The organism is Tindallia texcoconensis (assembly GCF_055383815.1).
The window spans coordinates 2924526-2935873 of record NZ_AP042431.1; the positions used below are offsets into that span (position 1 = coordinate 2924526).

The window sequence follows — 11348 nt, forward strand, 5'->3', positions numbered from 1 at the left end:
GAGGGAAACAAATGGACGAAAAACTGATTGTATCTTCATCACCACATATAAGAGATCATAATTCAGTTTCAAAAGTGATGGGTGATGTTGTGATAGCGTTGATCCCTGCCACATTGGGAGCAATTTATTTTTTTAGAACAAGAGCAGCCATTCTTATATTGGTAGCAATTGTTACTGCTGTTTTAGCAGAAGTGGCTGTTCAAAAACTCAGAAAACAGCCAGTAACAGTTAATGATATGAGTGCTGTTGTTACAGGATTGCTAATTGCCCTGAATTTATCTCCTGCTGTATCCTGGTGGTTGCCAGCCATCGGCTCTGTATTTGCTATTGTGGTTGTGAAGCAAATATTTGGTGGGTTAGGTAAAAACTTTATGAATCCTGCTTTAGCAGCTAGAATTTTATTGACTCTTTCTTGGACGGAGCGAATGACAGAGTGGGTTAGTCCAGGCGTCGATATGATTTCTACGGCGACTCCACTAAGTTACGTAAAGGGGGAAATTGTGGTTCCGTCTGGAGCTCCATCCCTTTTTGATGCGTTCATTGGAAATATTGGTGGATGTATGGGGGAGACTTCTGCGTTATTGTTGTTGTTGGGTGGAGCCTATTTGGTATATCGAAAAGTGATATCTCTGCACATACCAGCCGTTTATATTGGTACGGTAGCAGTGCTAACTCTTATCAATAGTGGATTTAATGTTGAATATATGGCGTATCATGTTGTTTCAGGGGGACTAATGATTGGAGCTATATATATGGCGACGGATTATGCTTCTTCTCCTCTTACAACTGAGGGTAAAGTTATTTATGCAGTCGGATGTGGCGTTCTTACATCAACCATACGTGTATTTGGTGGCTTTGCAGAAGGGGTAGGCTTTTCAATTTTACTGATGAATGTGGCAACACCATTGATTGACCGATACACGGTTCCAGCAATTTATGGGGAGGTGAAGAAGCAAAATGCGTGATATTATTAAGATGGGAATTATATTGTTGCTTATCACCAGTGTAGCAGGAATGGTGCTGGGCGTTACAAACAGTTTTACCGAAGGGGTTATTGCAGAAAGAGCTTTAGAAGAAGTCCTTGAGTCCATAGAATCACTTATAGCGGATGCCGATGAATATGAAATTGTTGAAGATGATGATGTGTTAGAAAGAGATCGAATTAGAGAAGTGTATGTAGGATATAAAAGTGACTCTGTTGCAGGTTTTGCGGTTAAATCTTTTGGACAGGGCTACGGTGGAGAAGTTGAGGTAATGGTAGGCATTACGGGTGATGGAATTATTAGTGGGGTTCAAGTCATGAATCAGTCAGAGACTCCAGGCCTAGGCGATAAAATAGTGGAAGAAAGTTTTCTTGAAAATTATAGAGGAAAAGAAACAAGCCAAGAGGTTGCTATCGACACCATTGGTGGAGCAACGGTTTCAAGTGTAGCTGTAAATAATGCAGTAGAAGAAGCAGCAAATTTATATGAAGAAATTCTAAAAAATAGATAGATTAGGAGGCGAAACCAGTGAAACTATCAAATGTTTTTTCTAGAGGATTGGTGATGGATAACCCAATCTTTGTTCAGGCACTGGGCCTATGTCCCGTGCTGGCAGTTACAAATACAGCTTTTAATAGTTTTGGGATGGGTATGGCGACCACGTCTGTTTTGTTAGGTTCAAATATTGTTATATCCTTACTACGTAAATTCATTCCGTCAAAAATAAGAATTCCATGTTTTATTGTGGTGATAGCTACTTTTGTAACCATGGTTGGAATGATTCTTGAAGCGTATTTACCTGCATTGAATCAAGCACTTGGAATTTTTATTCCTCTTATTGTGGTAAACTGTTTGATTTTAGGTAGGGCAGAATCATTTGCTTCTAAGAATTCCTTCGTTGGCTCTGTAACAGATGCATTGGGAATGGGGCTTGGATTTACAGGTGCCTTGGTCTTGTTGGGTATGGTCCGTGAGATCCTTGGTTTTGGAACTGTCTTTGATATGCAGTTGTTTGGGGATGCCTTTGAGCCAATGGCACTTATGACCATGGCACCAGGTGCGTTCATGGCCCTTGGCGTACTGATGGCAGCTTTCAACCGTATCGTTTATGCGAAAACAAAATAATAGGAGGTGTTCACAGTGTCAGCTTCATCGATATTCGTCATTCTTGTTAGTGCAATTTTTGTCAATAACTTTGTTTTATCACGATTTCTAGGGATTTGTCCTTTTATAGGAGTATCCAGAAAAGTGGAGACATCTCTTGGAATGGGTATGGCTGTTACTTTTGTTATGACCATGGCTTCTATTATTACCTTTGTTGCACAACGTTTTATTCTAGATACCCTTGGAATTCAATATATGCAGACCATTGTTTTTATTTTGGTGATTGCTTCATTGGTACAATTAGTAGAAATGGTGATACAAAAAAGTAGTCCCACCTTATATCAGTCATTAGGTGTATATTTACCGCTTATTACTACAAATTGTGCAGTGTTAGGTCTCACAATCCTTAACATTCAAAATGAATATAATTTAATTGAAACCATTTTTCATGCAATGGGAGCAGCCATAGGTTTTACTTTGGCTATTGTCCTGTTTGCAGCTATACGGGAACGCTTGGAGCTAGTGGATATTCCACTTGAGTTTAAAGGATTCCCTATTGCATTAATAACCGCTGGCCTGATGTCCTTAGCATTTATGGGCTTTGCAGGTTTAGTGTAAAGGAGCGATCATATGAATGTAGAAATGATAATATTTCCAGTGATTGGGCTTGGTGGTTTGGGACTTGTCTTTGGTGCAGGGTTAGCCTATGCGTCTCAAAAATTTAAAGTAGAAATAGACCCAAAGGTTGCAACTATCAGAGAACTTCTTCCAGGTGCTAATTGTGGAGGTTGTGGAGTTCCTGGGTGCGACAGCTTTGCTAAAGCAGTCGCTGAAGGGACGGCACCTGCGGATGGGTGTCCAGTTGCAGATGGTGCTACGAATGATGAAATTGCAAAAATATTAGGCGTGGAAATTGCTGGAAGTGCAAAAAAAGTGGCAAAAGTAATTTGCCGAGGTGGAGAAGATAAGTGTAAAGAAAAGTTTGTGTATAACGGGATACAAGATTGCGTAGCGGCAAATATGGTGAGTGGTGGCAGTAAATCATGTCAATATGGGTGTTTAGGTTTGGGAAGTTGTTATGAGGCCTGTCAATTTGGAGCCATTGAAATGAAGGAAAATGGGTTGGCTGAAATTATTCCAGAAAAGTGCACAGCTTGTAGAAAATGTATAGAAGCCTGTCCCAAAGATGTGATTAAAATGGTTCCCTTTGACCAAGAAGTTGTTATTTCATGTAACAGCAATGCACCTGGTAAGGAAGTGAGACAAAAATGTTCTATTGGTTGCATTGCCTGTAGAATATGCGTGAAATCATGTCCAGAAAACGCCATAGAGTTTGAAAATAATTTGGCAGTTATTGACTATGAGAAATGTACAAATTGTTATATTTGTGTTGATAAATGCCCAACAAAGGCTATTGAAGGCGCAAGGATCACCTCTAAAGAAGAGATGAATTAAATAATCTTTAAGATACGGCAGCCTAAACAAAGGGCTGCCGTATCTTTGCGAAAAAAAGGAACACTAGCATGTTGATGGTTTAAATAAGTGAAATGCAATTGATTTGTTGTGCTTGCCAGCAGTTACTTAAAGTGGTACACTTTTAAAAGGATTTTAAAGACGATAACAACTATACTTGAAAGTGAGATAAGGATGAAGACAAAAAGAATTACTTATTATGGGATATTAACTTCTCTTGGCATCGGGCTACACATTGCAGAAGCAATGATTCCAAATCCATTTGTTGGCATGGTACCCGGTGCTAAAATTGGCTTAGCGAATATTATTGCATTAATAACATTAATCCTATTTGGATTTAAGTTTGCTCTATCTGTTAATCTAATGCGCGTAGCAATTGCTGGTTTGTTATCAGGAGCTGTAACCTCTATGCTCTATGGGTTGGCAGGAGCATTATTTAGCACTTTACTGATGTGGTTGGTCCTTCATTATTTTAGTGACTATTTTAGTCTAATAGGGGCTAGTGTCCTAGGAGCATTAGCTCATAATCTTGCACAATTAGCTGTTGCCAGTTTAATTATACAGAATTTACGAATATTTGTTTACTTGCCTGTGATGATGTTTGCTAGTATTTTTACTGGTGTCTTTATAGGCTTAACAGCTCATTTTGTCTTGCGAAAAGTAGTCCTGCTCTTTAATGAAACTTCTTACTCACTGACATAAAAGGAGGAATAGCATGAATAGACATAAAAATACGGGCTGGTTTTTTATTACCATTGTTGCAGGAGTTTTGATTGGAAGTTTAATAGGCTCATTGCTTGGTCAAGCTTTACCAATTTTAAGATTTGGACCAGGGCCACTAGGCTTAGAAAGTGTATCTGCTGATTTTGGTTTTTTAACTTTTCAATTATCCTTCATGATTCATCTTAATTTAGCGGGTTTAATAGGTCTTGTGTTAGCTATAGTTTTATTTAAAAAATTATAAAAACGTATATTTCTAACGGGAGGTCTAACATGACACCAGGATATACTGTTACCATAAAAGAAATGCCAGAAACAGAACGACCAAGGGAAAAAATGTTATTGGAGGGTCCTCAAATCCTTTCGAATGCAGAATTAATTGGCATTATCCTTTCAAGTGGAACACAAAATCAGACGGCTATAGACCTAGGGAGATCCGTTTTATGCCGGCACAATGAAGGTTTAAGCTTCTTGCGAAATTGCAGTATGCAGGAGCTTATGGAAATTAGAGGCATTGGACCAGCAAAAGCAGCCCAAATTATCGCTGCAGTAGAGCTGGGTAAAAGAATTTCTTTAACTGGGCGAGATATGAGATATCGAATTAAATGTCCAGAGGATATCAGTAGGTTAGTGATGGAAGAAATGAGATATTTGAAAAAAGAGGTGTTTACAATACTTCTTTTGAATACCAAACATGAAGTGATCAGCATTGAAAAAATATCTGTAGGGAGCTTGAATGCCTCTATAGTACATCCGCGTGAAGTGTTTCATCCTGCGATACGAAAAAGCAGTTCTGCGATTATTCTAGTTCATAATCATCCGAGTGGAGACCCTACTCCCAGCTCAGAAGATCAGAATATAACAAAGAGATTAATCGATGCAGGAACTTTGCTTGGTATTTCAGTTTTGGATCATGTTATTATTGGAGACAATGTATATACGAGTCTCAGGGAATTGAATTCTGTTTTATTTGAATAAAACGGTGATACTAATAAAGATGGTGAGATAATTGATTAATATGAATGACCGTAACAAAATACCGATTATAATGACTATCGTGGTGATTTTTCTTATCATGGTCATTGGTTTTACTTCTCAACAAAGAGAGCGGTTAACCCCTTTTGAAAAATGGGTAGGAGACTTGTTTATGCCATTTCAAAGAGTGGTTAGTCAAGGGTATCATGGAATTGAAAGTCAAATTAGAACCTTACTTAGATCTGGTGAAATGAAAGAGGAAAATCGAAAGCTTAAAGAAGAGCTTCATCAACATCAATTAGAATTGATTGACATTCAATTGAAAAGGGAAGAAATAGCTGAACTCAAAAATCTCCAGAACACCCTTAACAGTATTGATAGAAGTAGTTTTTCTAAAAACATTACAGCCAATGTCATTGGCAATAATTCAGGAAATTGGTTCCAAATGTTTACGGTAGATGCTGGTGAAAGTAAAGGTGTGGAAGTGAATAGTGTTGTTCTTGGGTCAGGTGGTTTGATCGGAAGAGTGTATGAAACTGGGAATTCCTGGTCCAAGGTAATTTCTATTATAGACAATAGCAGTTCTGTCAGTTTTCAGGTGCTGCGAGATGGTAATTTACAGGGCATCGTATCAGGAAGTGTTGATAATGAACTAAGAGGATATCTTTTTGACCCAGATGCAGATATTGTTGTTGGAGATAAGCTAATTACTTCTGGTATTGGACTCTATCCAAAAGGGATTTTGATTGGAGATATTACGGACATATCCACTAGCACGGATCAATTACTTCAAAATATTGAAGTAAAGCCTGCAGTAAATTTCAATCGAATGAATAAAGTGACAATTATTAATCCGAGAATATCAGAAGAGTAGGGGGTAACTATGCGTAAAGTGTTCTTAGGGTCACTCTTTTTTTGCAGCATCCTTTTAGAGTCAACATTGTTGCCTTTTTTCCCTATACCAGGAATGGCCCCAAATATTACGATGATTCTTGTTATTTGTTATGCATTGTATTATGAAGAAAAAAATGGAGCTGTTATAGGATTCACAGCTGGATTCTTTAAAGATATGGTTGTAGGAAGAGTTGTTGGAATTAGTGCATTAACGTTTATGATAATTGGTTTTTTAGTAGGGTATTATAATCGGAAAGTGTTTGTTGAAAATGCAACAACACCTTTTGTCTTAACGGTTGCTTCAACAATTCTTCATGAGAGCATGACGATCTTAGCTGTGTTTTTAATGGGATACCCAATTCAAATAGCGATGACCTTAAATCGAGTATATATATACCAAACAATATATAATGCCTTAGTGGCAGTGCCCATTTACTTTATTGTGAATCAACTATTGTATAGTCATTTCTTGAGAAAATCTTACTAAGGATTGGTTTTTATGAATATTAAAGAGACAAAAATACGTTTTGTTATTATGACAGCAATGATTTTGTTGTTTTTTCTCATTATTATTTTTCGCTTAGCGAGTTTAATGATTGCAGAGGGAGAAACTCATCGAGAATATGCGGAGAATCGAATTGTCAAGAGTATTTCCATCAGCGCTCCTCGGGGAGAAATCAGAGATCGGTATGGTCGTTCACTGGCGGGGAATCGTCCTAGTTTTTCAGTGGAAATTTCTAAAAATGAAATGATAGATGAGCGTATTAATGAAATTAGTGCAGATTTAATACAAATATTCAATCAAAACGATGACTCGTTTCTTGATGATTTTCCTATCCTATTGAAAGGGGATGAACTGGTATTTGAGTATAACGAAAAAATTACCCTGTGGAAAGAAGAGTTGGAAATTCCTAAAGAGTACAGTGCAAAAGAAGCCTTCGATTTATTAAGAATCCGCTATGAAATTACGGAAACAGATCCAGTTGAAGTTCAACAACGCTTGCTTTCAATTCCAGAACTTACGATCCCTATTTCTATTCGAACATGGAAGTTCACAGAAGAAATGCGGCGAGATCAATGGCTTGATAAAATGAGAATTCCAGAAGAATATGAGTCTCCAAAAGATGTTTTTGAGTGGATTTGGAAGGAAAAATTTGAAATACCAGATCATTATAATCCACAGAAAGCACGGGATATCATGGCGATACGTGAGCAGATTGAGACCCAATTGCCAGGATTTATGCAATATCAACCGATTAAAATAGCACAAGATGTATCGCCAGCAAGCGTAAGCCTCATTGAAGAAATGATCTATGAATTGCCAGGCGTGAACATTGTTGTTGAGCCAATTCGTACGTACCCAGAAAAAAATGTAGCCGCCCATATCCTTGGAAATTTAGGGAAGATTTCGGATCAAAACGAAATTGAATATTACATAGAAGAGAAGGGATATTTACCCAGTGATATTATTGGAAAAACAGGAATAGAACATAAATACGAAGAGCGGTTAAAAGGAACAGATGGTTCTCAACGAGTAATGGTAGATTCACGTGGTCGATTGGTTAGGGTACTTGAGAAAGAAGAACCAGTACCAGGAGAGACGATAAAACTAACTATTGATATGGAGTTCCAAAAAAAAGTAGAAGAGATATTGAAAGAAGTATTGGAAACCATACAAGAAGGAGGCACCTATGAGACTCCATGGGGCAGCAACCAATTAGTTAGCAGGCAAGGCCCAAGAAGAAATGCTACTTCTGGATCTGTAGTCGTTACTGACGTTAAAACTGGAGAAATTTTAGCCCTGGCAAATTACCCAGCCTATGATCCGAATTTATTTGTGACGGGAATCACTAATGAAGGCTGGGAAAAAGTAATGCCAGAGAATCCTAGAGATCCATTAGCACCAAGGCCGCTTTTGAATATTGCAATGTCAACTGCTGTGCAGCCAGGATCTACGTATAAAATGCTAGTCGGCTTGGCAGGGTTAGAAAAGGGATTAAGTCCAACGCATGAAATTCTCGATCGTGGATTTATTCAGGTAGGGGAACACTCCTTTGGGAATTGGTTATGGAATCAAAGTAGGCAAACCATGGGGTATCAAAACCTGTACCAAGCAATTGCGGACTCAAATAATTATTACTTTTACTCAGTTGCAAATGGATACGACTACAGTAGGAATCGACCATTGCCTATTGAAATGGATGTTGATACCTTAATTGATTATGCAGTGATGTTTGGACTTAATGATAAAACAGGGATCGAAATTGACAGACCCCGTGAACAAAGTGGCGGAGTCCCAAATCCCGAATCCAAGCTTAGGATGACAAAAGCAGTTTTGCGAAACCACTTAAATCGTATCCTGGATGAGGAAGATTTGGAGCCTGAGGTAATAGAGGGGGATCCAGACGCGCTACAATCAGCAATTGAACATCTTGTAGCCTTAGCAGAGATAAATCCACCCAGACATGAGGTATACAGAAATATAAGAGAAGTTGGTATTGTGGAAAATCGTGCGAATGCCATTACTGATCTAGTAAAATATAGTTACTACAATCAAGCGAACTGGGGTATTGCAGACACCATGAACTTTTCTATTGGTCAGGGAAGCCATGCTTATACGCCGCTTCAAATGGCAAACTATATGGCTATGATTGCCAATGGAGGCATCAAGAATAAGCTGACAGTTGTTAGAGATATTATCCCTGAAAATGCGAAAGTTGATCCTAGTTTACCAAAATATGAACAAGAGAAATTGCCATTAAATGACCCTCAGAACTTGAGTCACCTACGTCGAGGGATGTTTGAGTCTACGGAAAGTGGTGGCGCAAGAAATTACTTTCGTGATTTTCCGATAAAAGTTGCTGCAAAAACTGGAACGGCACAAAGAGAAGGGAAAATCCCACCTGTAGATGAAGTGGCATACCTCCTATCTCATCTTCATCGATTTGGCGTTAATGAAGAAGAAGTTAGGGCAGAGACAACACGACTTATGGAAGAAAAAAGAGACCAGTATCAATATCAAGATGAAGGATATGCTATGAGACAAGCCATAAGAATCCTCAATCCATCCCTTGGCAATGCGGACCTCGATGAATATAAAGAAGATTACGATAACTTTTCTTGGTTCACTGGATTCGCACCCTATGAAGATCCTGAAATAGCAATATCTGTATTGATTTTTCAAGGGGGCGCTGGAGGTTACGGAGCACCAGTTTTTAGAGAAGTTGTTGCGGAATATTTAGGTTTAAATGAAGCACCAAGTAACGGAAGTCATGTGTTCAATACGTTTATGACACGATAAAACTCAAGAAAAAATGGTGGAGTAAATTGTATTAAAGAGGTAAGATGTTCATAGGATGGTTTTTAATGGAGGTGTTATTTAATGATAGCTGAAGAAGGGCGAATTGAACTTAAAGGCACCGGCGACGGTTTGATAATTAAAGTTCATATCCAGGGAGAGCTTGAACCAGTAAAAAAATTAATCCAGGATAAAATCGAAGAAAACCCAAAATTTTATAAAAAAGCTACTTTAGCTGAACTTACCTGTAATTATTTAATGCATGAAGATTATGAAGAGTTGCAACGGTGGCTGTATGATGAATATCAAATGAGTTCATCAAAAAAAACGAAACGAAAGACACAATCAGCTAAGCAAGAACCAGTTCCAATGGAAAAAATAGAACCTGTTCAATGGGATGAGGTAAAAGAAGAGCTAGTAGAAGAGGATACTCGTTTTATTCATGGAACCGTTAGGTCTGGGCAAAAAATACACAGTGTTGGCAATATCGTTGTTCTAGGAGACGTTAACCCAGGAGCAGAACTGGTAGCTGGTGGAAATATTGTGGTGATGGGGAGCTTTAGAGGGATTGCTCATGCCGGGGCCCAAGGGAAGGAAGATTCATTTGTGGCTGCCCTTGTGTTACAACCGACGCAATTAAGAATTCATCAAACCATAACCAGGGCTCCGGATGGGAAAATTGAAAAGGCAAAAACGCCTGAAATAGCTAGACTAAGAGAAAGTGCTATATGCATTGAACCGTTTTTTATTAAAAATTAAAGGCAAAAGCAGGAGGGGTAAGAATAATGGGTGAAGTATTAGTGATTACGTCTGGAAAAGGTGGAGTTGGAAAAACCACTACCACGGCCAACTTAGGAACAGGATTAGCTCAGTTAGGAAAGAAAGTGGTGGTTATTGATGCGGATATAGGCCTTAGAAATTTAGATGTGGTATTAGGACTGGAAAACCGGATCGTATACGATTTAGTAGATGTCATCGAAGGTGGGTGTAGACTTCGACAGGCTCTTATTAAAGATAAAAGAATGCCAGAACTTTATTTGTTGCCAGCAGCACAGACAAGAGACAAAAACGCAATTAATCCAGAACAGATGGAAGCGCTTCATAAGGACTTAAAGGAAATATTCGATTATATCATAGTCGATTGTCCCGCTGGGATTGAACAGGGTTTTAAAAACGCTATTGCAGGAGCAGATAGAGCCATCGTTGTAACTACGCCGGAGATTTCTGCTGTACGAGATGCTGACCGAATTGTAGGATTATTGGAAGCAGCAGAGCTTCGAAATCCAAAGCTCATTGTGAATCGATTAAAGATGGATATGGTAAAGCGTGGAGACATGATGAATATTGACGATATGCTGGATATTTTAGCCATTGATTTACTAGGTGTGATTCCCGATGATCCAGAAATTGTTATCTCCACCAATAAAGGTGAGCCGGTTGTCACCAAGTCTAACTCCGATGCAGGCAAAGCTTATTCTAATATCGCTCGTAGGGTGTGTGGAGAAGACGTTCCTTTATTAGACCTTGAATGTCACGATGGGTTTGTTCAGCGTATTCGAAAAGTCTTTGGATTTGCAAAATAGGCAACGGAATTGAGAAGGGGGAAAAAACATGGATTTCTTTAAATTTTTTACAGGTGAAAGTAAAAAAAGTAAAAATGTAGCAAAGGAACGCTTAAAGCTGGTTTTAGTCCATGATCGTGCCGATTGTTCACAGGATTTTCTGGATTCCATAAAAGAAGACCTAATTAATGTGATTTCAGAATACATGGTAATCGATGAGGAAGAGCTAGATATAAAAATCACACGAACAAAACGTGAAACTGATGAATCTACCATGCCAGCGTTAGTAGCCAATATACCGATTAAACACATGAAAGATCGAAAACGTGTGTAATTGAT

General features: G+C 38.5%; 14 protein-coding genes. All 14 read left to right on the plus strand.

Annotated elements, in window-relative coordinates; genetic code table 11:
• Positions 1-11: 11 nt before the first annotated feature.
• Entirely contained in the window at positions 12-965 is a 954-nt protein-coding gene (locus tag ACZ47N_RS13260; protein ID WP_464887008.1) for an RnfABCDGE type electron transport complex subunit D, read from the plus strand.
• Positions 958-1494: an RnfABCDGE type electron transport complex subunit G gene (locus ACZ47N_RS13265; RefSeq protein WP_464887009.1), complete on the plus strand. Its 537-nt coding sequence runs from the start codon at positions 958-960 to the stop codon at positions 1492-1494. The genes ACZ47N_RS13260 and ACZ47N_RS13265 overlap by 8 nt, the downstream gene beginning before the upstream one ends.
• A gap of 17 nt (positions 1495-1511) precedes the next feature.
• Positions 1512-2108, plus strand: coding sequence for an electron transport complex subunit RsxE (rsxE, locus tag ACZ47N_RS13270; protein WP_464887010.1), 597 nt, complete (start codon positions 1512-1514; stop codon positions 2106-2108).
• 15 nt (positions 2109-2123) lie between these two features.
• Positions 2124-2705, plus strand: coding sequence for an electron transport complex subunit RsxA (gene rsxA, locus ACZ47N_RS13275; RefSeq protein WP_464887011.1), 582 nt, complete (start codon positions 2124-2126; stop codon positions 2703-2705).
• A gap of 12 nt (positions 2706-2717) precedes the next feature.
• Positions 2718-3542 (plus strand): RnfABCDGE type electron transport complex subunit B, encoded by an 825-nt coding sequence (locus ACZ47N_RS13280; RefSeq protein WP_464887012.1) that lies wholly within the window; start codon positions 2718-2720, stop codon positions 3540-3542.
• Positions 3543-3734: 192 nt separating this feature from the next.
• Entirely contained in the window at positions 3735-4262 is a 528-nt protein-coding gene (locus ACZ47N_RS13285; RefSeq protein ID WP_464887013.1) for a Gx transporter family protein, read from the plus strand.
• Positions 4263-4275: 13 nt separating this feature from the next.
• Positions 4276-4524, plus strand: coding sequence for a DUF4321 domain-containing protein (locus ACZ47N_RS13290; RefSeq protein WP_464887014.1), 249 nt, complete (start codon positions 4276-4278; stop codon positions 4522-4524).
• 29 nt (positions 4525-4553) lie between these two features.
• On the plus strand, positions 4554-5258 hold the full coding sequence (gene radC, locus ACZ47N_RS13295) for a RadC family protein (protein WP_464887015.1): 705 nt from the start codon (positions 4554-4556) through the stop codon (positions 5256-5258).
• 40 nt (positions 5259-5298) lie between these two features.
• Positions 5299-6129, plus strand: a complete 831-nt coding sequence (gene mreC / locus ACZ47N_RS13300; RefSeq protein WP_464888445.1) for a rod shape-determining protein MreC — start codon at positions 5299-5301, stop codon at positions 6127-6129.
• Positions 6130-6138: 9 nt separating this feature from the next.
• The gene (gene mreD, locus ACZ47N_RS13305; RefSeq protein WP_464887016.1) at positions 6139-6636 is read left to right on the plus strand and encodes a rod shape-determining protein MreD; all 498 of its coding nucleotides are present in this window, start codon (positions 6139-6141) and stop codon (positions 6634-6636) included.
• Between the two features lie 12 nt (positions 6637-6648).
• A complete protein-coding gene (locus tag ACZ47N_RS13310) occupies positions 6649-9450 on the plus strand; it encodes a penicillin-binding transpeptidase domain-containing protein (RefSeq protein ID WP_464887017.1) in 2802 nt (933 codons plus the stop codon).
• Between the two features lie 81 nt (positions 9451-9531).
• The gene (gene minC / locus ACZ47N_RS13315; RefSeq protein WP_464887018.1) at positions 9532-10206 is read left to right on the plus strand and encodes a septum site-determining protein MinC; all 675 of its coding nucleotides are present in this window, start codon (positions 9532-9534) and stop codon (positions 10204-10206) included.
• A 26-nt stretch (positions 10207-10232) separates the two neighbouring features.
• Entirely contained in the window at positions 10233-11030 is a 798-nt protein-coding gene (gene minD / locus ACZ47N_RS13320) for a septum site-determining protein MinD (protein ID WP_464887019.1), read from the plus strand.
• Between the two features lie 28 nt (positions 11031-11058).
• Positions 11059-11343, plus strand: coding sequence for a cell division topological specificity factor MinE (gene minE / locus ACZ47N_RS13325; protein WP_464887020.1), 285 nt, complete (start codon positions 11059-11061; stop codon positions 11341-11343).
• The last annotated feature ends 5 nt before the right edge of the window (positions 11344-11348 follow it).

Bases quoted from the DNA above. Each gene is read 5' to 3' on its own strand.
- ACZ47N_RS13260 (WP_464887008.1), top strand. From the start codon at position 12: ATGGACGAAAAACTGATTGTATCTTCATCACCACATATAAGAGATCAT.
- ACZ47N_RS13265 (WP_464887009.1), top strand. From the start codon at position 958: ATGCGTGATATTATTAAGATGGGAATTATATTGTTGCTTATCACCAGT.
- ACZ47N_RS13280 (WP_464887012.1), top strand. From the start codon at position 2,718: ATGAATGTAGAAATGATAATATTTCCAGTGATTGGGCTTGGTGGTTTG.
- ACZ47N_RS13285 (WP_464887013.1), top strand. From the start codon at position 3,735: ATGAAGACAAAAAGAATTACTTATTATGGGATATTAACTTCTCTTGGC.
- ACZ47N_RS13290 (WP_464887014.1), top strand. From the start codon at position 4,276: ATGAATAGACATAAAAATACGGGCTGGTTTTTTATTACCATTGTTGCA.
- radC (WP_464887015.1), top strand. From the start codon at position 4,554: ATGACACCAGGATATACTGTTACCATAAAAGAAATGCCAGAAACAGAA.
- mreC (WP_464888445.1), top strand. From the start codon at position 5,299: ATGAATGACCGTAACAAAATACCGATTATAATGACTATCGTGGTGATT.
- mreD (WP_464887016.1), top strand. From the start codon at position 6,139: ATGCGTAAAGTGTTCTTAGGGTCACTCTTTTTTTGCAGCATCCTTTTA.
- ACZ47N_RS13310 (WP_464887017.1), top strand. From the start codon at position 6,649: ATGAATATTAAAGAGACAAAAATACGTTTTGTTATTATGACAGCAATG.
- minC (WP_464887018.1), top strand. From the start codon at position 9,532: ATGATAGCTGAAGAAGGGCGAATTGAACTTAAAGGCACCGGCGACGGT.
- minD (WP_464887019.1), top strand. From the start codon at position 10,233: ATGGGTGAAGTATTAGTGATTACGTCTGGAAAAGGTGGAGTTGGAAAA.
- minE (WP_464887020.1), top strand. From the start codon at position 11,059: ATGGATTTCTTTAAATTTTTTACAGGTGAAAGTAAAAAAAGTAAAAAT.